This window comes from Mesorhizobium australicum, assembly GCF_900177325.1.
Taxonomy (GTDB): domain Bacteria; phylum Pseudomonadota; class Alphaproteobacteria; order Rhizobiales; family Rhizobiaceae; genus Mesorhizobium_A; species Mesorhizobium_A australicum_A.
The window spans coordinates 962,195-984,772 of record NZ_FXBL01000004.1; the positions used below are offsets into that span (position 1 = coordinate 962,195).

At 68.4% G+C, this 22,578-nt stretch carries 25 protein-coding genes; 20 read left to right on the forward strand and 5 right to left on the reverse strand.

Annotated elements, in window-relative coordinates; translation table 11 throughout:
• Genes B9Z03_RS07025 through ureG form a run of 5 tightly spaced genes read left to right on the forward strand, consistent with a single transcriptional unit; the run spans nucleotide 1 to nucleotide 2,944 of the window.
• Nucleotides 1-612: a glutathione S-transferase family protein gene (locus B9Z03_RS07025; RefSeq protein WP_085463549.1), complete on the forward strand. Its 612-nt coding sequence runs from the start codon at nucleotides 1-3 to the stop codon at nucleotides 610-612.
• Nucleotides 609-1,181, forward strand: a complete 573-nt coding sequence (ureE, locus tag B9Z03_RS07030) for an urease accessory protein UreE (protein ID WP_085463550.1) — start codon at nucleotides 609-611, stop codon at nucleotides 1,179-1,181. Before B9Z03_RS07025 ends, ureE begins: the two co-directional genes overlap by 4 nt.
• The gene (locus B9Z03_RS07035) at nucleotides 1,174-1,875 is read left to right on the forward strand and encodes an urease accessory protein UreF (protein ID WP_244561888.1); all 702 of its coding nucleotides are present in this window, start codon (nucleotides 1,174-1,176) and stop codon (nucleotides 1,873-1,875) included. Before ureE ends, B9Z03_RS07035 begins: the two co-directional genes overlap by 8 nt.
• The gene (locus B9Z03_RS07040) at nucleotides 1,872-2,312 is read left to right on the forward strand and encodes a DUF3995 domain-containing protein (protein ID WP_085463552.1); all 441 of its coding nucleotides are present in this window, start codon (nucleotides 1,872-1,874) and stop codon (nucleotides 2,310-2,312) included. Before B9Z03_RS07035 ends, B9Z03_RS07040 begins: the two co-directional genes overlap by 4 nt.
• Nucleotides 2,309-2,944 carry an urease accessory protein UreG gene (gene ureG / locus B9Z03_RS07045; RefSeq protein WP_085463553.1) on the forward strand — a complete coding sequence of 212 codons (636 nt, stop codon included), beginning with the start codon at nucleotides 2,309-2,311 and terminating at the stop codon, nucleotides 2,942-2,944. The genes B9Z03_RS07040 and ureG overlap by 4 nt, the downstream gene beginning before the upstream one ends.
• Nucleotides 2,945-3,382: 438 nt before the next feature.
• Here ureG and B9Z03_RS07050 read toward each other — a convergent pair whose 3' ends face one another.
• A complete protein-coding gene (locus B9Z03_RS07050) occupies nucleotides 3,383-3,841 on the reverse strand; it encodes a hypothetical protein (RefSeq protein ID WP_139832190.1) in 459 nt (152 codons plus the stop codon).
• A 492-nt stretch (nucleotides 3,842-4,333) separates the two neighbouring features.
• On the opposite strand from B9Z03_RS07050, the gene B9Z03_RS07055 reads away from it, so the two are divergent.
• On the forward strand, nucleotides 4,334-5,428 hold the full coding sequence (locus B9Z03_RS07055; protein ID WP_085463555.1) for a zinc metalloprotease HtpX: 1,095 nt from the start codon (nucleotides 4,334-4,336) through the stop codon (nucleotides 5,426-5,428).
• Between the two features lie 70 nt (nucleotides 5,429-5,498).
• The gene (locus B9Z03_RS07060; protein WP_085463556.1) at nucleotides 5,499-6,593 is read left to right on the forward strand and encodes an acyltransferase family protein; all 1,095 of its coding nucleotides are present in this window, start codon (nucleotides 5,499-5,501) and stop codon (nucleotides 6,591-6,593) included.
• A gap of 6 nt (nucleotides 6,594-6,599) precedes the next feature.
• On the opposite strand, the gene phnN is transcribed toward B9Z03_RS07060, so the two are convergent.
• A complete protein-coding gene (phnN, locus tag B9Z03_RS07065) occupies nucleotides 6,600-7,208 on the reverse strand; it encodes a phosphonate metabolism protein/1,5-bisphosphokinase (PRPP-forming) PhnN (RefSeq protein ID WP_244561677.1) in 609 nt (202 codons plus the stop codon).
• Nucleotides 7,205-7,912, reverse strand: coding sequence for a DUF1045 domain-containing protein (locus B9Z03_RS07070; protein WP_085463558.1), 708 nt, complete (start codon nucleotides 7,910-7,912; stop codon nucleotides 7,205-7,207). Before B9Z03_RS07070 ends, phnN begins: the two co-directional genes overlap by 4 nt.
• A 206-nt stretch (nucleotides 7,913-8,118) precedes the next feature.
• Between B9Z03_RS07070 and B9Z03_RS07075 the strand changes: the two genes are divergently transcribed.
• From B9Z03_RS07075 to B9Z03_RS29765, 7 genes are all read left to right on the forward strand, one after another.
• The gene (locus tag B9Z03_RS07075) at nucleotides 8,119-9,339 is read left to right on the forward strand and encodes an ABC transporter substrate-binding protein (RefSeq protein WP_244561678.1); all 1,221 of its coding nucleotides are present in this window, start codon (nucleotides 8,119-8,121) and stop codon (nucleotides 9,337-9,339) included.
• A gap of 256 nt (nucleotides 9,340-9,595) precedes the next feature.
• Nucleotides 9,596-11,275, forward strand: coding sequence for an ABC transporter permease (locus B9Z03_RS07085; RefSeq protein ID WP_085463561.1), 1,680 nt, complete (start codon nucleotides 9,596-9,598; stop codon nucleotides 11,273-11,275).
• Between the two features lie 9 nt (nucleotides 11,276-11,284).
• On the forward strand, nucleotides 11,285-11,926 hold the full coding sequence (locus tag B9Z03_RS07090; protein WP_085463562.1) for an ATP-binding cassette domain-containing protein: 642 nt from the start codon (nucleotides 11,285-11,287) through the stop codon (nucleotides 11,924-11,926).
• A gap of 2 nt (nucleotides 11,927-11,928) precedes the next feature.
• Complete coding sequence (gene hrpB / locus B9Z03_RS07095) at nucleotides 11,929-14,511, forward strand: ATP-dependent helicase HrpB (protein ID WP_085463563.1); 2,583 nt, start codon at nucleotides 11,929-11,931, stop codon at nucleotides 14,509-14,511.
• A gap of 114 nt (nucleotides 14,512-14,625) precedes the next feature.
• The gene (locus tag B9Z03_RS07100; protein ID WP_085467530.1) at nucleotides 14,626-15,963 is read left to right on the forward strand and encodes an ActS/PrrB/RegB family redox-sensitive histidine kinase; all 1,338 of its coding nucleotides are present in this window, start codon (nucleotides 14,626-14,628) and stop codon (nucleotides 15,961-15,963) included.
• Between the two features lie 80 nt (nucleotides 15,964-16,043).
• Entirely contained in the window at nucleotides 16,044-16,607 is a 564-nt protein-coding gene (locus tag B9Z03_RS07105) for an ActR/PrrA/RegA family redox response regulator transcription factor (RefSeq protein WP_085463564.1), read from the forward strand.
• Nucleotides 16,608-16,671: 64 nt separating this feature from the next.
• Nucleotides 16,672-16,809 carry a hypothetical protein gene (locus B9Z03_RS29765; protein ID WP_176247460.1) on the forward strand — a complete coding sequence of 46 codons (138 nt, stop codon included), beginning with the start codon at nucleotides 16,672-16,674 and terminating at the stop codon, nucleotides 16,807-16,809.
• A gap of 30 nt (nucleotides 16,810-16,839) precedes the next feature.
• On the opposite strand, the gene B9Z03_RS07110 is transcribed toward B9Z03_RS29765, so the two are convergent.
• Nucleotides 16,840-17,343 (reverse strand): MmcB family DNA repair protein, encoded by a 504-nt coding sequence (locus B9Z03_RS07110; RefSeq protein WP_085463565.1) that lies wholly within the window; start codon nucleotides 17,341-17,343, stop codon nucleotides 16,840-16,842.
• 112 nt (nucleotides 17,344-17,455) lie between these two features.
• Here B9Z03_RS07110 and B9Z03_RS07115 point away from each other — a divergent pair, with 112 nt between their 5' ends.
• Both B9Z03_RS07115 and B9Z03_RS07120 read left to right on the forward strand, forming a co-directional pair.
• A complete protein-coding gene (locus B9Z03_RS07115; RefSeq protein ID WP_085463566.1) occupies nucleotides 17,456-17,701 on the forward strand; it encodes a BrnT family toxin in 246 nt (81 codons plus the stop codon).
• Entirely contained in the window at nucleotides 17,698-18,000 is a 303-nt protein-coding gene (locus tag B9Z03_RS07120; protein ID WP_085463567.1) for a BrnA antitoxin family protein, read from the forward strand. Before B9Z03_RS07115 ends, B9Z03_RS07120 begins: the two co-directional genes overlap by 4 nt.
• A gap of 6 nt (nucleotides 18,001-18,006) precedes the next feature.
• Here the strand turns inward: B9Z03_RS07120 and B9Z03_RS07125 are convergent, their stop codons facing one another.
• Nucleotides 18,007-18,219, reverse strand: coding sequence for a SlyX family protein (locus B9Z03_RS07125; RefSeq protein WP_085463568.1), 213 nt, complete (start codon nucleotides 18,217-18,219; stop codon nucleotides 18,007-18,009).
• Nucleotides 18,220-18,389: 170 nt separating this feature from the next.
• On the opposite strand from B9Z03_RS07125, the gene B9Z03_RS07130 reads away from it, so the two are divergent.
• From B9Z03_RS07130 to B9Z03_RS07145, 4 genes are read left to right on the forward strand one after another with little or no spacing between them, the layout of a single operon-like run.
• Nucleotides 18,390-19,922, forward strand: coding sequence for an ABC transporter ATP-binding protein (locus tag B9Z03_RS07130; protein ID WP_085463569.1), 1,533 nt, complete (start codon nucleotides 18,390-18,392; stop codon nucleotides 19,920-19,922).
• Entirely contained in the window at nucleotides 19,919-20,470 is a 552-nt protein-coding gene (locus tag B9Z03_RS07135; protein ID WP_085463570.1) for a cysteine hydrolase family protein, read from the forward strand. Before B9Z03_RS07130 ends, B9Z03_RS07135 begins: the two co-directional genes overlap by 4 nt.
• On the forward strand, nucleotides 20,467-21,606 hold the full coding sequence (locus B9Z03_RS07140) for an ABC transporter permease (RefSeq protein WP_085463571.1): 1,140 nt from the start codon (nucleotides 20,467-20,469) through the stop codon (nucleotides 21,604-21,606). The genes B9Z03_RS07135 and B9Z03_RS07140 overlap by 4 nt, the downstream gene beginning before the upstream one ends.
• A gap of 1 nt (nucleotide 21,607) precedes the next feature.
• Nucleotides 21,608-22,576: an ABC transporter permease gene (locus tag B9Z03_RS07145; protein ID WP_085463572.1), complete on the forward strand. Its 969-nt coding sequence runs from the start codon at nucleotides 21,608-21,610 to the stop codon at nucleotides 22,574-22,576.
• Nucleotides 22,577-22,578 lie beyond the last annotated feature (2 nt).

Genomic DNA, 22,578 nt, shown 5'->3' on the forward strand with positions numbered 1-22,578 from the left:
ATGTACCAGGCCGTTGGATCTGCGGGCTCGCGGCTGACGCGGGTGACGTGGCTGTTGGAGGAGCTCGGCGAGCCCTACGAGATTGTCAGGGCGAAGCAGTATTCGGAGACTATGAAGCGCTACAATCCGACCGGCAAGATGCCGGCGCTGGTCGACGGCGACTTCGTGCTCACCGATTCCGCTGCCATCTGCGCCTATCTCGGCGAGAAACATGCCGACAAGGGACTCGGCCCGAACCCCGGACTTCGAGGCCGCGCCGAGATGATGTCATGGATGCTCTACGCGCTGTCCGAGTTCGAGCAGCCGATGTGGAACAAGCTGAAGCACCGCTTCCTGCTGCCGACCGAGCTGCGGGCCGAGGTCGCGCCCTGGGTCGGGCACGAATTCGCCGCCGAGATCAAGGGACTGGAGGCCAAGCTGGCAGGCCGTCCCTATGCGCTGGGCGACCGCTTCTCAGCGGTCGACGTGATCCTCGGCCATTGCGGCCAATGGGCGAAGAGCGGCAAGTTCGAGGTGGCGTCGCTCGCTGTTGCGGACTATTTCGAGCGCGTGCTCTCCCGCCCGGCCCTGGCGCGGGCGAAAGAACGCGAGCAAGAGGTTCAGGCCGCATGAAACTGTCGATGAACACCGACTTCACCAAGATGCCGCGCGCCGGCAGCATCATCCGCGCCGCCGATCTGTCGGAAGGCGCGCGCATCATCCCGTTCGACCTTGCCGTGCTCGATCACGAGGATCGGCACCTGCGCCGGCGCGTGGTCGAACTCGTTCACGGCGACAAGGTGCTGGTCGACCTGCCCGATGCCGTCCAGCTCGAGAACCACGACGTGCTGGTGCTGGACGACGGCCGTCACGCCGAGATCATCGCCGCGGAGGAAGAGGTCTACGACATCCGCGCGAAAGGCCCGGTGCATCTGGCCGAACTCGCCTGGCACATCGGCAACAGGCATCTGGCCGCCCAGATCGAAGAAGACCGCATTCTCATCCTGCGCGACCATGTCATCAAGGCGATGCTCGAGGGGCTCGGTGCGACGGTGACGGAGGTGTCCGAGCCGTTCCATCCGGTCCGCGGCGCCTATTCCGGCGGGCATTCGCATGGCCACGGTCACGACCACCATCACGGCGAGGCCGATCGCTTCGGCCGGCTTCCGGGCGATCCGCACTACGGCCACAACCATGCCTGACGGCCAGACGGCGCTGCTGCGCCTGATGGCCTGGCTGTCGCCGGCCTTTCCGATCGGCTCGTTCAGCTACAGCCACGGGCTGGAGACGGCCGCGCATGGCGAACTGGTCGGCGAGGCCGCCGGCCTGCGCCAATGGCTGGTCGACCTGATCAAGCGCGGATCGGCGTGGAACGACGCCGTGCTTTTTGCCGAGGCGCACCGGCGGATGGCCGGCAGGCCAGAGGGGGGTGCCCTCGCGCCACCCGAAGACGATCCTGCACTCGCGGAACTCTGCGAACTCGCCGAGGCCCTGGCCGGGTCGCGCGAGCGGCACATGGAGACGATGCTGCAGGGTTCGGCCTTCCTGAAGGCGGCGGCGGCATGGCCGCACCCCGCCCTTGCCGAACTTCCGGCCGACTGCGCCTATCCGGTCGCGGTCGGGGCCGTCGCCGGAGCGCATGGCGTCGACCTGCGCCCGGCGCTCGCGGCCTTCCTCCAGGCCTTCGCCTCGAACCAGATCCAGGCGGCGATCCGGCTGGGCGTCATCGGCCAGGTCGATGCGATGGCGACGCTGGCCTCGCTCGAGACGGTGCTGTCCGGTGTGGCGGGGCGTGCGACACAGTCCACGCTTGACGATCTCGGCTCGGCGACGATGATGGCCGAGATCGCTGCGATGCAGCACGAAACGCACTATTCGAGGCTGTTCAGGACGTGACCCTGATCGCGCTTGCCCTGACCGTCGTTCTGACATTCGTCGCGGGCCTCCACGTCTACTGGGGGATCGGCGGCGTCTGGCCGGGAACCGACCAGCGTTCGCTTGCCCGCGCAGTCGTGGGCTTTCGCGGCGTCGACGCGACGCCTTCTCCCACGGCCTGTTTCGCGGTGGCCGCCTGCCTCGTGCTCGCCGCGCTCTGGCCGGCGGCCCTGGCCGGCCTGTTCGCCTCGCCGTTCCAGCTCGCCGGCCTCGTCGCGGGCGCCGTCATGCTGGCGCTGGTCTTCCTCGCGCGGGGGATCGCCGGCTTCACGCCGGCCTGGCGGCGGCTGACCCCGGAAGAGCCTTTCGCCACCAACGACCGGCGCTTCTTCTCGCCGCTCTGCCTCGCGCTCGGCGCGGGCTTCCTCGTTCTCGCTTTCGAAAGGGCATTGTCATGAACCCCAACGGACCCCTTCGGGTCGGCATCGGCGGGCCTGTCGGCTCGGGCAAGACGACGCTGACCGAGAAGCTCTGCAAGGCGCTGCGCGACCGCTATTCGATCGCCGTCGTCACCAACGACATCTACACCAAGGAGGACGCGATGATGCTGGCACGCCTCCAGGCGCTGCCGGAGGAGCGCATCATGGGGGTGGAGACCGGCGGCTGCCCGCACACGGCGATCCGCGAGGATGCCTCGATCAACCTGCAGGCGATCGCCGAGATGAACCGCAAGTTCCCCGACCTCGACATCGTCTTCATCGAGAGCGGCGGCGACAATCTCGCCGCCACCTTCTCGCCCGACCTCGCCGACATCACGCTCTACGTCATCTCGGTCTGCCAGGGCGAGGAGATCCCGAGGAAGGGCGGGCCGGGCATCACCCGCTCCGACTTCCTCGTCATCAACAAGTCCGACCTCGCGCCCTATGTGAACGTCAATCTCGACGTGATGGAGCGCGACGCCGGCAAGCAGCGCGGCAAGCGCCCCTTCGGCTTCACGGATCTCTCGCGCGGCAAGGGCCTGGACGAGGTGATCGCCTTCATCGAGGAGGATGGCGGCCTCGAAGCCCGCGAGGTGCGCGGCGCGGCGTGAGTTTGGCGGGGTCCTTGTCCCCGTTCACGGGGGTAACTGTCCGAAGGGCGGGGCGGGCGCGATGTCTCGGAAGTTCGCACCGCGCTTCACGCCGGACATCGGGCGGGGACCCGCGATCCACGGCGAAAGCCGCTCGGAGGATTTCGGAGAGATATAGGGCGGCGGAAGCGACGCGCGCGAGCGCCGGCATCTCACCGCCGTCATTCCGGGTCCGCGCAGCGGAGCCCGGAATCCAGCGCGCCAACGCCTGCGCACTGCACTCACCTGCGCTCCGACATGGTCACCACAGTCGTTGAACTGCCTGCTTGCCCGGCGCTCTGGGTTCCGGGTTCCGCTGCGCGGCCCCGGAAAGACGGGCGTGCGAAATTGTCCTCCCCGTGCAAGGGAAGGCCGATCTCATCTGCGATGACACTGCGATAAGGATACGACAGGCGCGCCTCAGGACGTGTCGCAGAACTCGACCGGAACGGCGGCGGATATGGCGAACCTTGCGATGAGCGCGCCCAGGCCGTGGATCGCGGCGCCCTCATTCCCGGCCTCGTCCGACGCCAGCCCCCGGTGCAGGAACGACAGCCGGCACAGCTGCGCCGCCACCGCCTGCATGTAGAGCCCGAATGCCCTGAGCGAATCTGCAAGGTCCTCCGCATCGAAGGGAGTGCTGCCGAAGCCTGCCGGCATCATGACCGGCGTCCAGGGCCTGCGTGCGAAGCTCCGGAGCGTGCCTTCGACATAGGCGCTCAGCAGCGTATTGGCCTGCCAAGCAGCCCACAGCACGTACCAGCGGACCCAGAACGAGCGGCCGGCGGCCTGTTCGGCCATGTCGGCGATCGAGAACAGGCGCATGACGATCCGCGCCTTTACCGCCTGTTGCCTCCCCGCCTTCGCCCTCCAGCCCATCGCCGGCTCCCGTTTGACCGGACACAGTTTCGGGCATGCTGGCAGGGTGGGGATGGAAAAAGTTTCGGCTGTGAGAATCTCTAACCTAGACAAAGGGTTGGCGGAGAGGGAGTGAAAATCGATCCATCTGAAAGCTGATCCGTGCTTCGTCAGACGTAGGCTTTCGCCCGCCCCCTCCACCACTACGTGGTCCCCCTCCCCCGTGAACGGGGGAGGATCTACGCGCTCGGCCGTCGCTTCTTGTTCCTTTGATGACGGATGCGTGCGGAAGGCGGCGAGGCACCGGATCCTCCCCCGTTTACGGGGGAGGGGGACCACGTAGTGGTGGAGGGGGCGCGCAGAGTAGGAAGCGAGTGGCGAAGGCGGGGAGGATGCTGAGCTGGTGCGGCGTCGTGTTGCTGCGCGGCTTCCGCCCGTTCGACGGCTATGAAAGGTCCGCCGGACCTGTCATTTCGCCTTTGGCGAACTGTCGTCTCACCCCATATTAGACCAATGAACGACCCCCTGCGTCTCGACCGCGTCCAGCAGTTGCGCTCCGGCGCGCGCAATACGATCCATACCTGGCTTCTGGGCACGGGCAGCCTGCTGCTCCTGGCGGCGACGGCTTTTGCGCTCGCGGGTGGACTCGGGCTCCTCTTCGCGGCGGGCTTCGGGTTCCTGACCAGCATCGCGGCGCGGCGGGTCAGCCCGAAGGTGGTGCTGCAGATGTACAAGGCGCGGCCGGTCTCGCGGGCGAGCTTTCCCGGCGGCTTCGACATCGTGGAGCGGCTGGCTGCCCGCGCGGGGCTGGAGCATGCGCCTGCTCTCTACGTCGTGCCGTCGAAGATGATGAACGCATTTGCGGTCGGCAGCCGCCAGGATTCGGCGATCGCGATCACCGATGCGCTGGCGCGCAATCTCACGGTGCGCGAGTTCACCGGCGTGCTGGCGCACGAAATCAGCCATATCGCGAATGAGGACCTGAAGGTGATGGCCTTCGCCGACATGGTTTCGCGCTTCACCTCGCTGTGGTCGACCTTCGGCATCTTCGCCCTGTTCTTCAACCTGTTCGGCGTCGCGGGCGGCGGCGAGGCGATGGTGCCGTGGCCGGCGGTCGCGCTGCTGGTGCTGGCGCCGACGCTCGGCGGCCTGCTGCAGCTTTCCCTGTCGCGCACCCGCGAGTTCGACGCCGACCTGCATGCGGCGATCCTGACCGGCGACCCGGACGGGCTCGCCTCGGCGCTCCGCCGGCTGGAGAAGGCGCAGGGCATGTACTGGGAGAGCCTGATGCTGCCCGGCAGCCGCACGCCGGTGCCCTCCGTGCTGCGTACCCATCCGGCGACGGAGGAGCGCGTTGCGCGGCTGATGGCGCTGAAGCGCGGCGGACCGGTCGACCTCGGTCCGGACGGCCCCGCCATGCCGCCGCCGCAGCACCGGCCCAGCATCGTGCCGCATATCCGGCCGCGCCATCCCGACCTCGCCGCCTTCATGCCGCTGCAGGCGATGGAGATGCCGGTGACGGCGGACGAATTCGCCTGTCCCGGCGGCCTTGCCGACGCCGACGGCAATCCGCGCATCCGGCCTATGCGCGGCGGCATCTACTTCTGAGGGCTGCCTGCTGACACGAATGTGATCTCGGGTTAACCGGCCGCTATCGCTTTTGAGGCATGCTGCCCCGATGCAAAGCGCTGCCGCCGAACGCTCCCGTGTCGCCTGGGTCGATATCGCCAAGGGAATCTGCATCATCATGGTGGTGATGGTGCATGCGACGCTCGGCGTCGAGCTCGCGGTCGGCGAGAAGGGCTGGATGCATTATGTCGTCGCCTGGGCGCGACCGTTTCGGATGCCCGACTTCTTCCTGATCTCCGGCCTGTTCCTCGGCCTGGTCATCGACCGGCCCTGGCTGCGCTATCTCGACCGCAAGGTGGTGCACTTCGCCTATTTCTACGTGCTGTGGCTGACGATCCAGTTCGCCTTCAAGGCGCCGGGCATGGCGATGGAGGAGGGCATTGCCAGCGCGGCGTGGAACTATCTGCTGGCCTTTGTCCAGCCCTTCGGCACGCTGTGGTTCGTCTACCTGCTGCCGATCTTCTTCGTCTTCACCCGGCTGGTGAAGAATGTTCCGGTCTGGATCGTGCTCGCCTGGGCGGCGCTGCTGGAGATCCTGCCGGTCGCCACCGGATCGGTGGTGTTCGACGAGTTTTGCGCCCGCTTCGTCTATTTCTATGCGGGCTACGTGCTGGCCGCTAACGTGTTCCGCATTGCCGACTGGTTTTCAGCCAATCCCGGCAGGACGCTGGCGCTGATGGCACTGTGGGCGCTGGTGAATGCCTGGTTCGTGTTCACGCCGGCGCCGGCGGCCCTTGTCCCCTATCTTCAGCCCGACCTCGGCAACACCGGCGCGCAGGGCGGGCTGGCGGAACTGCCTGTCCTGTCGCTGCTTCTCGGCTCGGCCGGCCTGCTGGCGGTGGTGGCGGTGTCGACGCTGCTGTCGGGCCGGCGCTGGACCGAATGGCTGCGCTGGCTGGGCGAGCATTCGATCGTCGTCTACCTCGCCTTCTTCCTGCCGATGGCGGTGACGCGCGTCGTGCTGATCAGGAGCGGTATCGTGCCCGACGTCGGCACGATGTCCGTGCTGGTGATGATCGTGGCGGTGGCGGGACCGGCGGTGCTCTACGGCCTGGTGCAGTGGAGCGGCTGGGGCAGGTTCCTGTTCGAGCGGCCGGACTGGGCGCATATCGACACGCCCGCCAGGGTGCGCAGCGCCGCGTGAGGTTGCTCAGGGCTGCGGCGCGAGCGTTGCCTCTATGGTGCTGACCATCCTGTCCACCGCGACGGCCAGCTCGCCGCCATTGTCGATGCGCACGATGTCGTCGCCGGCGAGGCTGATGCCGGGATCGCGCGCCACCCGCGCGGCGATCGCCTCGCCGCTCTCGCGCCCGCGCCCGGCGATCCGCTCGGCGAGGATGGCAGGGTCGGCGAAGACATGCACCGCCACGACGGTGCGGTAGCGCTGGCGCAGCAGCGGCAGCACCGCGCGCGAGACGTTGGCGATGGCGGTGCGGCCCTGCCTGATCGCGTCGTCGACCTCGACCGGCAGGCCGTAGCTCAGCCCGTGCGCCGCCCAGCAAAGCGCGAAGGCGCCCGCCGCGTCGGCGGCGGCGAAGGCCTCGCGGCTCATCGTGTCGTGGTCCTCGGCCGCGCCGTCGGCCGGGCGCGTAACGATGCGGCGGACGAAGAAGGTGCGCTCGGGATCGACGCGGCGGCGCGCCTCGCCGATCAGCGTATCCTTGCCCGAGCCGCTCGGCCCCATGACGGCGATGAAGGCGCCGGGCCCGATCGGTCCCCGCCACAGGCCGGGCCTCGACGCCATCGGGGACGCGCTCACGCGAAGCGCCGCTCGCGGCCGGCGCCGACCGGGTGCGAGGACCAGACGATGAAGGGCCCGCCGGAATCCGGCTCGACGAAGACGGCCAGCGTGTCGACGCTGAGCGGCGCGCCGATGACGTCGCCGAAATGCGCTTCGATCGCCTCGCGCACGCGTGGCACGTCCGACCCGCCGACGCGGCCGGTGAGCGTCATGTGGAAGCGGAAGCAGTCGAGCACGTAAGGGTAGCCCCAGCGCTGCAGGTGGTTCAGCTCGCGCGGCGACAGCGCGTCGGGGTTGCGCCGGGCGAGGTCGGTCTCCGACAGCGGCGCGCGGAAGCGGTCGAACTGCTGCACGATGTCGGTCGCGAAGCTCTCCAGCGGCAGGCTCCGCTCGGCCGGCACCAGGGCGAAGAAGCCGTCGATCTGCTTCAGCGCGATCTGTGAAATCACCGGCGGCGTGGCGGCGGCGGCGAAGGCGTCGACCGCGGCGGCGAGCGCCGGCTCGCTCTCGCCGGGCGCCAGCCGGAACGGCGCCTTCAGCGTCGCATGGAAGCCGTATCGCCGGGCGGATGCAGTATGATAGGCGACCTCGCCGGCGGACAGAGGGCCCGACGCGATGGGCGCCGTCTTCTCGCCGGTGAACGCATCGCGGCCGAGCCAGGCGGCGGCCTTTATCGCCAGCTCGCTCCGTTCGGGCGGACTGTAGTAGATCGCATAGCGCATTGCTTGTCCTCGCCTGACCGGTCCAAATAGGTGATTTGCATGACAGTTTGACGAAGCGGATGCCGCCGGGGGAAATAAATCGGCTAAGCGAAAGGCGGCTGCTGCGATGTCCGACGGCACACGCCGATGTGAATGTGCGCGCCGCAATGTGCTTTGACGCTTTCGGTTCGGATGCGCACAAGCAGGTGTCTTTTCGGGAGGTTGCCTTGAAGTTGCTGCTGTCCGCCGCCGTTTCGCTGTTCGCCCTGACCGGTGCCGTTTTCGCCGCCGATCCGGACCCTGCGAGCTGGGACGAGGTGCTGAAGGATGCGAAGGGCGAGACGGTCTACTGGAACGCCTGGGGCGGGGCGGAGAACATCAACGCCTATATCGAGTGGGCCGGCGACGAGGTCGAGAAGCGCTACGGCGTCAAGGTCGTGCATGTGAAGGTGGACGACACCGCCAAGGCCGTCGGCACCGTCGTCGCCGAGAAGGCGGCGGGCAGGAGCGAGGGCGGGGCAGTCGACCTGATCTGGATCAACGGCGAGAACTTCGCTTCGATGAAGCGCGAGGGGCTGCTGATGTCGCCGGGCTGGGCCGAGAAGCTGCCCAACTGGCGCTATGTCGACATCGACAACAAGCCGACCATCCGCACCGACTTCACCATTCCGGTCGAGGGGCTGGAGAGCCCGTGGGGCATGGCGAAGCTGGTGTTCTTCCACGATTCCGCCCGGACCGACGCGGCCACGATGCCGAAATCGGCCGACGGGCTGCTGGAGTGGGCGAAGGCCCATCCCGGCCGCTTCACCTATCCGCAGCCGCCGGACTTCGTCGGCTCGTCCTTCCTCAAGCAGGTGCTGGCCGAGAAGATCGCCGACAAGGCGCTGCTGCAGCAGCCGGTGGACGAGGCGAGCTTCGCCGAGGTGACCAAGCCGCTGTTCGACTATCTCGATGCGCTGAACCCGGTGCTGTGGCGCTCCGGCAAGGCGTTTCCGCAGAACTATCCGGCGATGAAGCAGCTTCTGGCCGACTACGAGGTCGACATCATCTTCGCCTTCAATCCGTCCGAGGCCTCGAGCGCGATCGCGTCGGGGGAACTGCCGGACACGGTGCGCTCGTTCACCTTCCCGGGCGGGACGCTGGCGAACACGCATTTCGTCGCGATCCCGTTCAACGCGAACGCCAAGGCCGGCGCGCTGGTGCTGGCCGACTTCCTGATCTCGGCGGAGGCGCAGGCGCGCAAGCAGGACCCGAAGGTGTGGGGCGATCCGACGGTGCTGGCGGTGGACAAGTTGCCGGAGGAGGCAAAGGCTGCCTTCGCGGCGCTGGACCTCGGCGTCGCGACGCTGAAGCCGGAGGAGCTGGGTCCCGCGCTCGACGAGCCGCATCCGAGCTGGATGGAGCGCATCGAGACGGAGTGGAAGCGACGCTATGGGGCTGCGAATTGAGAGACGGTAGAAACCGCTTCGCAGTGGTTTCGGCCGTCCACACGCCCCTCTGGCCTGCCGGCCATCTCCCCCTCAAGGGGGGAGATTGGCAGCTTCAACGGCATCGGCCATTCCCGAATGCAGGCGACAGGCGAAAGCTCTCGCGAGAGCCGATCTCCCCCCTTGAGGGGGAGATGGCCGGCAGGCCAGAGGGGGGTATCGGCGCCGTCGGTCTTCGGCGATCCGCATCGCGCGCGCAAACCCCTTTCCCCCTGCCATGCTGACCCGCCTCGGCCCGCCGCTGGCGATCCTGCTCTTGACCGGGCCGATCCTGGCGGGGCTTCTCGGCACGCTGCTGCCGGCCTTCGGATACCTGCCGGCGCTGGGTGGGGAGGCGATGTCGCTGGAGCCGTTGCGGCAGCTGGCGGCGGAGCCGGCGATCGTGCGGTCGGCGCTGCTCAGCCTTGGCACGGGGCTGGCGGCGACGGCGCTCTCGGTGCTGGTGGTGGCGCTGTTCCTGGCCGGATGGACGGGGACCAAGACCTTCGCGCGCGTGCAGCACCTGATCTCGCCGCTGCTGTCGCTGCCGCACGCGGCGGCGGCGTTCGGGCTGGCGTTCCTGATCGCCCCGTCAGGCATGATCGCCAGGCTCCTCTCGCCCGGACTGACCGGCTGGGAACAGCCGCCCGATCTTCTGATCGTCAACGATCCTCTCGGGCTGTCGCTGGTGGCGGGGCTGGCGGTGAAGGAGATCCCGTTCCTGTTCCTCGTGGCGCTCGCGGCGCTCCAGCAGGCAAGCCCGGCGCCGCGGGCGGCGCTGGTGGCTTCGCTGGGCTATGGCAGGGTCGCGGGGTTCCTGTTCTCGACATGGCCGGCGGTCTACCGGCAGATCCGCCTCGCGGTGTTCGCGGTGCTCGCCTTCTCGACCTCGGTGGTCGACGTCTCGGCGATCCTCGGGCCGACCAGCCCGGCGACGCTCGGCGTGCGGATCGTCGGCTGGATGAGCGATCCGGACCTGTCGATGCGCTTCAAGGCCTCGGCCGGCGCGGTGCTGCAGCTTGGCCTCACGGCGCTGGCGCTGCTGATCTGGATCGCGGTGGAGCGGGCTGCGGCCGCGGTCCGTGACCGGTTGTGCGAGCAAGGCTGTCGCGCCCGGCGCGACGGCGCGGTGCGCTATGCCGGGCTGGGGGCAATGTCGCTGTCGGGCTTCGTGGTAATGGCCGGGCTGGCGACGCTCGGCATCTGGTCGGTCGCCGGCCTTTGGCAGTTTCCCGATGCGCTGCCGGGCGAATGGACGCTCTCGACCTGGATGAAGGTGCTTCCGCGCGCGGGCGGGCCGCTGGCGACGACGCTGATCGTCGCGGCGATCGCGACGGCGGTCGCGGTCTGGGTGACGATCCTCTGCCTGATACGGGAGGACCGGACCGGCCGCGCGGCCGGCCGGGGGGCGCTGGCGATCGTCTACCTGCCGCTGATCGTGCCGCAGGCGGCGTTCCTGTTCGGGCTGCAATTGCTGTTCCTGCTGGCGGGGCTGAACGCCTCGCTGCCGTCGCTGGTGCTGGCGCATCTCGTCTTCGTCATGCCCTATGTCTTCCTGTCGCTCTCCGACCCGTGGCGGGCCTATGACCGGCGCTTCGACGCGGTCGCAGCCGGGCTCGGCAAGAGCCGGCTGCGTACGCTGGTCTCGGTCAGGCTGCCGATCCTCGCGCGACCGACCCTCGTCGCGGCGGCGGTGGGTTTTGCGGTGTCGATCGGGCAGTATCTGCCGACGCTGCTGGTCGCCGGCGGGCGGCTGCCGACGATCACCACCGAGGCGGTGGCGCTTGCGTCGGGCGGCAACCGGCGTGTCATCGGCGTCTATGCCTTCCTGCAGATGCTGCTGCCGGTGATCGGCTTCGCGATTGCCACGCTGGTTCCGGCGCTGCTATGGCGGCGCTTCCGCGCCTTGCGATACTGACGGAACCCGATGTCCGAGAAAGGCCTCATGCTGGATCGCGTGACGATCGCGCTCGGCGGGCGCGTGCTCGTTTCGATCACGCATGCCGTGGCGCCGGGCGAGGTGCTGACCGTCATGGGCCCGTCGGGTTCGGGCAAGTCGACGCTGCTGGCCTATGTCGGCGGCTTCCTCGATCCGGCCTTCGAGGCCTCGGGCAAGGTGAGCGTGGACGGCGTCGACATCACCCGCCTGCCGGCAGAGGAGCGCCACGCCGGCCTGCTGTTTCAGGATGCGCTTTTGTTTCCGCACATGACGGTGGCCGGCAATGTCGCCTTCGCGCTGCCGGCCGAGGTGAAAGGCAGGGCGCTACGCCGCGCCCGCGCCGAGGAAGCGTTGGCGGATGTCGGGCTGGAGGGGCTCGGCGAGCGCGATCCCGACACGCTGTCGGGCGGCCAGAAGGCGCGGGTGGCGCTGGCGCGCACGCTGCTTTCTTCGCCGCGCATGCTGCTTCTGGACGAGCCGTTCTCGCGCCTCGACGCGGAATTGCGGCAGCAGATGCGCGAGCTGGTGTTCGGCAAAGCGAAGGCGTCGGGCCTGCCGGTTATCCTCGTTACGCATGACGAGGCGGATGCGGCCGCGGCCGGCGGTCCGGTCGTGCGGATCGGGGCGTGACAATGCGCGACCTGCCTACGCTCCCTGTCACCGAGGCGCTGCCCGGCCTGCTCGCGGCCTTGCGCGAGCGTTCGTCGGCCGTGCTGGTCGCGCCGCCGGGCGCCGGCAAGACGACGCTGGTGCCGCTGGCGCTGCTGGACGAGCCGTGGCGCGGCGACGGCACACTCCTGCTTTTGGAGCCGCGCCGCATCGCCGCCCGCGCCTCGGCGCGGCGCATGGCCGAGCTGCTCGGCGAGCAACCCGGCGGCACGGTCGGCTATGCGATGCGGATGGAGAGCAAGGTCGGGCCGCGCACACGAATCCTCGTCGTCACCGAGGGTGTGCTGGCGCGGATGATCCTGGACGATCCGGAGCTGACCGGCATTGCGGCGATCCTGTTCGACGAGTTCCACGAACGCTCGCTCGACGGCGATTTCGGCCTGGCGCTGGCGCTCGACGTGCAGGGCGCGCTGAGGGCGGATCTCAGGCTGCTGGTGATGTCGGCGACCATCGACGGCGCGCGGGTGGCGTCGCTGCTGGGCGATGCGCCGGTGATCGAGAGCGAGGGTCGCAGCTTTCCGGTCGACATCCGCCACGAGGAGCGCGGGCCGGACGAGCCGGTGGAGGACGCGATGGCGCGCGCGATCCGCGGCGCGCTGGCAAAGGAGGAGGGGTCTGTGCTTGCCTTCCTGCCCGGCCAGCGCGAGATCGAGCGCACGGCCGAACGGTTGGAAGGGCGCATCCCGGCCAATGCCGACATCGTGCCGCTGTTCGGCAATCTCGACGCACGCACGCAGGATGCCGCGATCCGCCCCGCACCGGCCGGGCGGCGCAAGATCGTGCTGGCGACCTCGATCGCGGAAACGTCGCTCACCATCGACGGCGTGCGGGTGGTGGTCGACAGCGGCCTGTCGAGGCTGCCGAAATACGAGCCGGCGACGGGCCTGACGCGGCTGGAGACGGTGCGCGTCTCGCGCGCCTCCGCCGACCAGCGCGCCGGCCGCGCCGGGCGAACACAGCCTGGCGCTGCCATCCGCCTGTGGCGTGCCGAGCAGACGGCGGCGCTGCCGGCCTTCACACCTCCGGAAATCCTGGAGGCGGACCTGTCCGGCCTTGTGCTGGACGCCGCCGCCTTCGGCGTGGCCGACGTTTCGACGCTCGCTTTCCTCGACCCGCCGCCGAAACCGGCGCTGGAGGAAGCGCGCGCCTTGTTGCGCGAGCTCGGCGCGATCGACGGCGAGGGGCGGCTGACCGATAGCGGCAAGGCGATGCGCGGCCTGGCGCTGCCGGTGCGTCTGGCGCACATGGTGGCGGAGGCGGCGAAGTCGGGCGAGGCGCAGGCGGCGGCCGAGCTTGCGGTGCTGCTGACGGAGCGCGGGCTGGGTGGGCCGAGCGCGGATCTGGAGCGGCGGCTGGAGGGATTCCGGCGGGATCGCTCGCCAAGGGCGGAGAATGCGAAGGCGTTGGCGAGACGATTGGCGAGGGCTGCGCGTGACGAGCTGCCCCCACCCCGTACCCCTCCCCGCAAGGGGGAGGGAGGCGCCAACGTCTCAGAATCCCCCTCCCCCTTGCGGGGAGGGTTACGGGGTGGGGGCAGCTCGTCGGCTCACCCGGTACGGGGTGGGGGTATTACCGCTCCAACCTCTCCCGGCTCACTCCTCCTCTTCGCCTGGCCCGACCGCGTCGCCAAGGCACGCGGGGCGTTGGGGCGGTTTGTGCTGGCGAACGGGCGGGGAGCAACGGTGGACGAGACCGATCCACTGGCGAAAGCGGCGTTCCTCGTCGTGGCCGATCTGCAGGGTAAGGCGCAGAATGCGCGGATCGTTACGGCGGCGACGGTGACCGAGGACGAAATCCGCTCGGCGCTCGGCGACCGTATCGCGCGGCGCATCGAGGTCTCCTTCGATCCGGAAAAGCGCGCCGTCAGGGTGCGCGAGGCGGTGACGCTGGGCGCGATCCAGCTGGGCGAGCGCCAGTTGCCGCCGCCGACCGGCGTCGACGCCGACCGCGCCGTGGTCGAGGCGGTGCGGCAGAACGGGCTCGCGATCCTGCCGTGGGAGAAATCCGCCGAGGTGCTGCGCCGGCGGCTCGCCTGGCTGCACAAGGGTCTCGGCGCGCCGTGGCCGGACGTATCGGACGAGGCGCTGGTGGCGCGGCTGGACGACTGGCTGCTGCCCTATCTGCCGGGTGCCGCGTCGCTGTCGCGCATCGCGCCGTCGGTGCTGACGGAAGGGCTGATGTCGCTGGTGCCCTACGACCTGCAGCGCAAGGTGGCCGAGCTTGCGCCGACCCATTTCACCGTGCCGACCGGCAACAGCCTGCCGATCCGCTACGAAGAGGAATGGCCCGTGCTGGCGGTGCGCGTGCAGGAGCTGTTCGGGTTGGACACGCATCCCTCCATCGCCGGCGGCACGGTGCCGCTGACGCTGGAGCTGCTGTCGCCGGCGCACCGGCCGATCCAGACCACGCGCGACCTGCCGGGCTTCTGGCGTGGCTCGTGGGCGGACGTGCGCTCCGACATGCGCGGCCGCTATCCCAAGCATGTGTGGCCGGAAGACCCGCGCCAGGCGGCGCCCACCGCGCGGGCCAAGCCGCGGGGGACGTGAGCGGCGAGGTTCTGGCCTTGCCTGCTTGGCGCCGACGATGAAGGGAGGCGCAATCTCTTTGACGAGGACATGCCGAGGCTTGGCCTTGCGGCGAAGCCGGCGCATAAGAGCGCGATGCTGCTCGACCTGCGCGCCCCGGACCCGCAACTCTCACGCCGCCTGCGCCTCAACACGCTGATCCGGCTGCGCTGGCTGGCGGTCGCGGGCCAGAGCGCGGCTGTGATGGTCGTCGCCTACTGGATGGGATTCCCGCTTCCGGTCGGGTTCTGCTTCGCGCTCATCGCCTGCTCGGCCTGGCTGAACCTGCTGCTCGCCTTCCGCTATCCCTCGACGCACCGGCTGGAGCCATACGCGGCGATGGGCATCCTGCTGTTCGACACGCTGCAACTGTCCGGCCTGCTCTACATGACCGGCGGCATGACGAACCCCTTCGCCGTGCTGATCGCCGTCCCGGTCGTCGTCTCGGCGACGTCGCTGCCGCTCCAGCTCACCACGGGCCTGGGCGTCATCGCCATCCTGGCGACGACGGTGCTGGCCTTCTTCCACCTGCCGCTGCCCTGGTATCCGAACGCGGAGTTCCCGATCCCGTTCATCTATGTCGCGGGCCTGTGGATCGCGGTAGTGTCGACGATCGTCTTCACCGCTGTCTATGCCTGGCGCGTGGCGGAGGAGGCGCGCCAGCTCGCCAATGCGCTGACGGCGACCGAGCTGGTGCTGCAGCGCGAGCAGCATCTCTCCGCGCTCGACGGGCTGGCAGCGGCCGCCGCGCACGAGCTCGGCACCCCGCTCGCCACCATCGCGCTCGTCGCCCGCGAGATGGAACGCGCGCTGGGCAGCGACCCGAAATATGCCGAGGACGTGACGCTGCTCAGGACCCAGAGCGAGCGCTGCCGCGAGATCCTGAAGCGGCTGACCAGCCTGTCCTCCACGTCCGAGGAGCACATGGCGCGGCTGCCGCTGTCCTCGCTGATCGAGGAGGTGATCGCGCCGCACCGCGACTTCGGCATCCGCATCCAGCTCGAGGCGGGCGAGAAGACCGGGCCGGAGCCGGTCGGCCGGCGCAATCCGGGCGTCATCTACGGCCTCGGCAACCTGGTGGAAAACGCCGTCGACTTCGCACGAGAGACGGTGACGATCCGCTGGGGTTGGAACCAGTCCAATATCAGCCTGGTGATCATCGACGACGGCCCCGGCTTCCAGGCGGAGGTGCTCGACCGGATCGGCGAGCCCTACATGACCACGCGGCCCGGTGGCGGGGCGGCGGACGGCCAGTCGGGCGGCGGCCTGGGGCTCGGCCTGTTCATTGCCAACACGCTGCTGGAGCGCTCAGGTGCCGCAGTCTCGTTCCGCAATGCGAGCGAGAGCGGCAAGGGCGCGCTGGTCGAGGTCGTATGGCCGCGCGAGGTGTTCCTGCGCGACGCGCCGGAAGAACCTGCGAAGATCGCTTCTTGAAGCCGGCGCAATGCTTGGATTATGAGCCGCGTGTCGCCTATAGTGCGACAAGAAGAAGCAGGGAAAAGGGACAGGGCGCCATGACGGCAGACACGATACAACCGGCGGTGGCTCCGGGCGAGGATGCAAGCCTCCTCATCGTCGACGACGACAAGCCGTTCCTCACCCGGCTTGCGCGAGCGATGGAAGGCCGCGGCTTCGCGGTCGAAACCGCCGAGAGCGTCGAGGAAGCCGTCGCCAAGGCCAAAGCGCGTCCGCCGGCCTATGCGGTGGTGGACATGCGGCTCGGCGACGGCAACGGCCTCGACGTCGTCGCCGCCATCCGCGAGAAGCGGGCCGATTCCCGCACCGTGATCCTCACCGGCTACGGCAACATCGCCACCGCCGTCACCGCCGTGAAGCTGGGCGCCATCGACTACCTGTCGAAGCCGGCCGACGCCGACGACGTGGTCGCCGCGCTGACCCGCACCGGCTCCGAACCGATCGCGCCGCCCGAGAATCCTATGTCGGCCGACCGCGTGCGCTGGGAACACATCCAGCGCGTCTACGAGATGTGCGACCGCAATGTGTCGGAGACGGCACGGCGGCTCAACATGCATCGGCGCACGCTGCAGCGGATACTGGCGAAGCGCGCGCCGCGGTAGGGGGCGGGTTCCGTCCGATGGCCGCAAGCGGGTAAGGCCGGTCTGAACGGCGGATGCGATCTACTTGACCGGGTCCGTCCTGGTCGGATCGCGGGACGAGGCGGCTTCGACCGTGGCGATGACCTTTCCGGCCTTCCTCTCGCGTTTCCAGAAGTCGCGTTTCGTCCAGCGCAGGTGCTCCACCATTCGCGGGCGGTTGTGAGCTGGCCTTTCCTCACGTTCGCCATGGCTCTCACTCGCTCTCGCCGTCCACAGGCTGGATCGCGATGCCGGCCATCTCGGCGGCCATCAGGCGCGCAGCGCCCGTGCGGGCCATGCGCAACGTCAGCGCTTTTCGCGTCGGGGCGGAGAGCCTGTGTTCCGGCGCGTCGCGCAGAATCTCGGCGCCGTAGCCGTCGGAGAGGATGAAGCCGCATTCGTCGGGGAAGATCCCGGCCGGCACGTCCGGATGCGTGGCAAAGAAGAAGCGGTCGCAGAACAGGCGGTATTCCGGCCATTTGCGGTCGACGCGGAAATCCTCGATCGAGGATTTCACCTCGATGATCCAGACGTCGCCGTTCTTCATCAGCGCCACGAGGTCGGCGCGGCGGCCTGTCACCAGGCACAGCTCCGGCAGGATCGTCGCGCCCATCTCCAGGAACAGCCGCTGCACCCCGCGCCTGACCAGCATGGCGCGCTCGGACTGACGGCCGTCCACCAGCGGGTTGGGAGGCTTGATCGGGGAGACGATGGGCATCGGGGGAGGTTAGGGGATTCGGCGCGGGAGGACAATATTCCCAAGTGCCGGGCGAAATTCAATCATACGCCGAGTTGATGACTCGGAGCATTTTTTCGTGTACGGAAATGAAATGGAGATACTCTGGGACGAGCTGAAGCGGATCGCCAATCTCGACAAGCACGGCCTGGATTTCGCCGCGCTGACCGAAATGTTCTTCGAGACGTCAACGGTTATTCCCGCCAAGCACGAGAGATGGATGGCGGTGGGGTATCTCGAAGGCCGCAAGATCTCCGTGGTCTTCCGACCGCTCGGACGCGAGGCGCTGTCGGTGATGTCGATGCGACCCGCCGGTGCCAAGGAAAGGAACCTGATATGACGAAGAAGATCAAACTCCTGAAGGAATTCCAGCCCGGTCGCGGCTACAGCAAGGAAGATTGGGACGCAGTCGACAGCCCGGAACTGACGGAAGAGGAGCTGCGGCAGGCAAAACCGTTCCGGGAAGCTATGCCTGAGCTGTACGAAACATTGCAGCGGTCTCGCGGCCGGCCGCGTATCGAGAGCCCGAAGGAGGCCGTCACCCTTCGCTTGGATTCCGAGACTATCCAGAAATTCAAGTCCAAGGGCGCCGACTGGCGTGCGAGAATGGCGGAGGCGCTCGACAAAGCCGCAAGCTGATCACGTTCACCAGTGCGGCGGCTTGGTCACCGGGATCTCCGGCGCGGTGGCCTCTTCCAGCCCGGTCAGGCGCAGCGACATGGCGTCGAGGCGGCGGGTCAGGTCGTCGATGGTCTTCCAGGCCTTGCCGATCTCGGCCGACAGTTCGTGGATCGTCCGCTCCTGTTCGGCGGCAAGCACTTCGAGCGAGGTGAGGCGCTCGTCTGTTTCAACCGTCATGGCGTGATGCTCCAGCGCTGTTTCGAAATTGACAATGACAGCCCCTTTTGTCGAGACTGCGCCGAGGCATCGGCCCCCGGCGGGTTCTTGGCATCGAAACCCGCCGCATGCTAGGAATTTGACCAAACGATAAAGAGCCGGAGGGACCCGGCCTCGGAACGGGACGGCGTATGGCGGACGCGGCGATCGAACTGGTCGGCATCAACAAGAGCTTCGGCACGGTCCGGGCCAATCGCGACATCCATCTCAAGGTCGAGCGGGGCACGATTCACGGCATCATCGGCGAGAACGGCGCGGGCAAGTCGACGCTGATGTCGATCCTCTACGGCTTCTACCAGGCCGATTCCGGCGAGATCCGCATCGGCGGGAAGCCGGCCGCGATCAAGACGCCGAACGAGGCGATCGCGCATGGCATCGGCATGGTCCACCAGCACTTCATGTTGGTCGAGAACTTCACCGTGCTGGAAAACATCATCCTCGGCGCCGAAGGCGCGGCCCTCCTCAACAAGGGCATCGCCAAGGCGCGCGGCGAACTGCACCGGCTGGAAGAGGAATACGGCCTCGAGGTCGACCCCGACGCGGTGATCGAGGAACTCGCCGTCGGCCTGCAGCAGCGTGTCGAGATCCTGAAGGCGCTCTATCGCGGCGCCGAGATTCTCATCCTCGACGAACCGACCGGCGTGCTGACGCCGGCGGAGGCGGATCATCTCTTTCGCATCCTGCGCAGGCTGAAGGAGGAGGGCAAGACGGTCATCCTGATCACGCACAAGCTGCGCGAGATCATGGCCGTCACCGACAACGTCTCCGTCATGCGCCAGGGCCAGATGGTGGCGACGCGCAAGACCTCGGAGACGACGGTCGAGGAACTGGCCGAACTGATGGTCGGCCGCCGCGTGCTGCTGCATGTCGAGAAGGGCGAGGCGAAGCCGGGCGAGGTCAAGCTGTCGGTGCACAACCTCACCGTGAAGGACTCGCGCGGCGTCACAATGGTCAAGGACGTGTCCTTCGACGTGCGCGGCGGCGAGATCGTCGGCATCGCGGGCGTGGCCGGCAACGGCCAGTCGGAGCTGATCGAGACCATCGCCGGCATCCGCAAGGCGGTCTCGGGGTCGGTCACGCTGGACGGGCGGCCGGTCGACGTGACGGGCGCGGCCGATCCGGCGGACCTGCGCCGGCGCGGCCTCGCCCATGTGCCCGAGGACCGGCACCACATGGGCCTGATCCTGCCCTTCGAGGAATATGAGAACTCGATCCTCGGCTATCACAACGATCCTGAATACGGCAAAGGCCCGTTCCTCGACCTCAAGGCGGTCGAGGCGGACGCGCGCGACAAGATCGCGAAATACGACATCCGTCCCGGCGATCCGCATCTGAAGACGGCGAATTTCTCCGGCGGCAACCAGCAGAAGATCGTGCTGGCGCGGGAAATGGAGCAGGACCCGGGCGTGCTGATCGTCGGCCAGCCGACGCGCGGCGTCGACGTCGGCGCGATCGAGTTCATACACAAGCGCCTGATCGCGATGCGCGACGCCGGCAAGGCGGTGCTGCTGGTGTCGGTCGAGCTGGACGAGATCCGCTCGCTCTCCGACCGCATCCTCGTGATGTTCGACGGCCGCGTCGTCGGCGAGCGCGGGCCGGACGCCACGGAAGGCGAACTCGGCCTGCTGATGGCGGGCGTCGAGCAGAAGGAGGCGGCGGAATGAGCACGCCCGCCCTGCTGGTGATCGACGTGCAGAACGCCATCGACGATCCGGTCTGGGGTCGGCGCGGCCAGCCGGAGATGGAGGACAGGATCGCGGACCTGCTGGAGGCATGGCGCGCGCGGCGACTCCCGGTGATCCACATCCGCCACGACTCGACCAATCTCTCCTCGCCCTATCGGCCGGGCACCGCCGGCAACGACTTCAAGGCTGAAGTGGCGCCGCTGCCGGGCGAGCCCGTGGTCGACAAGCGCACCAACAGCGCCTTCATCGGCACCGACCTGGTGGATGTTCTCGACGAACTCGACGTGCGCCGGCTGGTGATGACCGGCGTGCTGTTGGAGAACTCCGTCGAGGCCACCGCGCGCATGGCCGGCAATCTCGGATTCGAGGTGGTCATTCCCGAGGACGCCGTCGCCAGCGTCGATCGCACCGACCGGCGCGGCCGCCACTGGCCGGCGGAGGACGTGCATGCCCTGACGCTCGCCATACTCGACAAGGAGTATGCGCAGATCACCGATACGCGTTCCCTGATCGAGGCCCTGCCATGAGCACCCCTTATGCCAAGCTCCCCGGCTGGGCCGACTACGGTCTCCTTCCGCTGATCAACCTGATCGTCGCCTTCTTCGTCGCCGGCCTCGTGGTGCTTCTCGTCGGCGAGAGCCCGTTCGAGGCGGTGCAGCTGATGATCAAGGGCGCGTTCGGCTCCGGGCGCGGCATTGGCTATACGCTCTACTACGCGACCAACTTCATCTTCACCGGGCTGGCGGTGGCCGTCGCCTTCCATGCCGGCCTGTTCAACATCGGCGGCGAGGGACAGGCCTCGGTGGCCGGCGTCGGCGTCGCCATCGTCTGCCTCGCCTTCGATTCCATCCTGCCGTGGTGGATCACCTATCCGATCGCGATCGTTGCCGCGGCGCTCTTCGGCGCGGCCTGGGCGCTGATCCCGGCCTGGCTGCAGGCCTATCGCGGCAGCCACATCGTCATCACGACGATCATGTTCAACTTCATTGCCGCGAGCCTGATGGTCTACCTCTTGGTGAACGTCTTCAAGGCGCCCGGACAGCAGGCGCCGGAGACGCGCGTGTTCCTCGAAGGCGCGAACATTCCGAGCCTGGAGCCGCTGCTCGGCGCGCTCGGCATCGCGGCGCGGCGCACGCCGCTGAACATCACCTTCTTCGTCTCCCTGATCGCCGCCTTCGGCGTGTGGGTGCTGATCTGGCGCAGCCGTCTCGGCTACGAGATCCGCACCATGGGCCACAGCCCGAAGGCCGCGCGCTATGCCGGCATCGGCGAGAAGCGGATCATCATCGTGACGATGCTGATCTCGGCCGGCCTCGCGGGCCTGATGGCGCTGAACCCGATCATGGGCGCGCAGGACCGCATGCAACTCGGCTTCGTCGGCGGCGCGGGCTTCGTCGGCATCGCGGTGGCGCTGATGGGGCGGTCGCACCCGGTCGGCATCATCCTCGCCGCGATCCTGTTCGGCATGCTCTACCAGGGCGGCGCCGAGATCGCCTTCGAGATGCCCAACATCACCCGCGAGATGATCGTCGTCATCATGGGACTGGTGATCTTCTTCGCCGGCGCGCTGGAGCACATGTTCCGGCCGGCGGTGCAGGCGGTGTTCGCCTCGCTGAGACCATCGAGCATGGGGCTGAAGCCCAAAGCGGCGGGAGACGCCTGACATGTTCATCGACGTCCTCATCTCGCTGCTCGACCTGACGATCCGGCTGTCGGTGCCGTTGCTGCTGGCCTGCCTGGCAGGCCTCTATTCCGAGCGGTCGGGCGTGTTCGACATCGGCCTGGAGGGCAAGATGCTGGCCGGCGCCTTCGCGGGCGCGGCCGCCGCCGCGGTCACCGGGTCGGCATGGCTGGGCGTGGGTGCGGCGCTGCTCGCCGCCGTCTTCTTCGCGCTGGTGCACGGCTTCGCCGCCATCACCAACCGCGGCAACCAGATCGTGTCCGGCGTGGCGATCAACTTCGTCGTTGCGGGCGCCACGATCCTGCTCGGCCAGGCCTGGTTCAAGGAGGGCGGCCGCACGCCGCAGCTGACCGGCGATGCGCGCTTCGACCCCATCACCCTGCCGTTCGCGAACGCGCTGCGGGACGTGCCGGTCATCGGGCCGATCTATTACGAGCTGATCTCGGGCCATTCCGTGCTCGTCTACATCGCCTTCCTGATGGTGCCGCTGACCTGGTGGGTGCTGTTCCGCACCAGGTTCGGCCTGCGGCTGCGCGCCGTGGGCGAAAACCCCGCCGCCGTCGACACGGCCGGCGTGTCGGTGGCGTGGCTGCGCTATCGCGCGGTGATCGTCTGCGGCCTGCTGACGGGTCTCGCGGGCGCCTACCTGTCGCTGGCGCAGAGCCCCGGTTTCGTCAAGGACATGACCGCCGGCCGCGGCTTCATCGCGCTCGCGGCACTGATCTTCGCCAAGTGGAAGCCGGTGCCGGCGATGTTCGCCTGCCTGCTGTTCGGCTTCCTCGAAGCCTTCGGCATCCGCTTCCAGGGCACGGCCTTCCCGTTCATCGGGCAGGTGCCGGTGCAGCTCATGCAGGCGCTGCCCTATATCCTCACCGTGATCCTGCTGGCCGGCTTCATCGGCAAGGCGGTGCCGCCCAAGGCGGGCGGCGTCGCCTATGTGAAGGAGCGGTGAGC

Bases quoted from the DNA above. Each gene is read 5' to 3' on its own strand.
- B9Z03_RS07025 (WP_085463549.1), top strand. From the start codon at position 1: ATGTACCAGGCCGTTGGATCTGCGGGCTCGCGGCTGACGCGGGTGACG.
- B9Z03_RS07125 (WP_085463568.1), bottom strand. From the start codon at position 18,219: ATGACGGTTGAAACAGACGAGCGCCTCACCTCGCTCGAAGTGCTTGCC.
- B9Z03_RS07090 (WP_085463562.1), top strand. From the start codon at position 11,285: ATGTCCGAGAAAGGCCTCATGCTGGATCGCGTGACGATCGCGCTCGGC.
- B9Z03_RS07100 (WP_085467530.1), top strand. From the start codon at position 14,626: ATGCTGCTCGACCTGCGCGCCCCGGACCCGCAACTCTCACGCCGCCTG.
- B9Z03_RS07055 (WP_085463555.1), top strand. From the start codon at position 4,334: ATGAACGACCCCCTGCGTCTCGACCGCGTCCAGCAGTTGCGCTCCGGC.
- ureG (WP_085463553.1), top strand. From the start codon at position 2,309: ATGAACCCCAACGGACCCCTTCGGGTCGGCATCGGCGGGCCTGTCGGC.
- B9Z03_RS07060 (WP_085463556.1), top strand. From the start codon at position 5,499: ATGCAAAGCGCTGCCGCCGAACGCTCCCGTGTCGCCTGGGTCGATATC.
- B9Z03_RS07070 (WP_085463558.1), bottom strand. From the start codon at position 7,912: ATGCGCTATGCGATCTACTACAGTCCGCCCGAACGGAGCGAGCTGGCG.
- B9Z03_RS07140 (WP_085463571.1), top strand. From the start codon at position 20,467: ATGAGCACCCCTTATGCCAAGCTCCCCGGCTGGGCCGACTACGGTCTC.
- B9Z03_RS07105 (WP_085463564.1), top strand. From the start codon at position 16,044: ATGACGGCAGACACGATACAACCGGCGGTGGCTCCGGGCGAGGATGCA.
- B9Z03_RS07120 (WP_085463567.1), top strand. From the start codon at position 17,698: ATGACGAAGAAGATCAAACTCCTGAAGGAATTCCAGCCCGGTCGCGGC.
- B9Z03_RS07145 (WP_085463572.1), top strand. From the start codon at position 21,608: ATGTTCATCGACGTCCTCATCTCGCTGCTCGACCTGACGATCCGGCTG.
- B9Z03_RS07130 (WP_085463569.1), top strand. From the start codon at position 18,390: ATGGCGGACGCGGCGATCGAACTGGTCGGCATCAACAAGAGCTTCGGC.
- B9Z03_RS07085 (WP_085463561.1), top strand. From the start codon at position 9,596: ATGCTGACCCGCCTCGGCCCGCCGCTGGCGATCCTGCTCTTGACCGGG.
- B9Z03_RS07115 (WP_085463566.1), top strand. From the start codon at position 17,456: ATGGAGATACTCTGGGACGAGCTGAAGCGGATCGCCAATCTCGACAAG.
- B9Z03_RS07135 (WP_085463570.1), top strand. From the start codon at position 19,919: ATGAGCACGCCCGCCCTGCTGGTGATCGACGTGCAGAACGCCATCGAC.
- hrpB (WP_085463563.1), top strand. From the start codon at position 11,929: ATGCGCGACCTGCCTACGCTCCCTGTCACCGAGGCGCTGCCCGGCCTG.
- B9Z03_RS07110 (WP_085463565.1), bottom strand. From the start codon at position 17,343: ATGCCCATCGTCTCCCCGATCAAGCCTCCCAACCCGCTGGTGGACGGC.
- B9Z03_RS07050 (WP_139832190.1), bottom strand. From the start codon at position 3,841: ATGGGCTGGAGGGCGAAGGCGGGGAGGCAACAGGCGGTAAAGGCGCGG.
- ureE (WP_085463550.1), top strand. From the start codon at position 609: ATGAAACTGTCGATGAACACCGACTTCACCAAGATGCCGCGCGCCGGC.
- B9Z03_RS07035 (WP_244561888.1), top strand. From the start codon at position 1,174: ATGCCTGACGGCCAGACGGCGCTGCTGCGCCTGATGGCCTGGCTGTCG.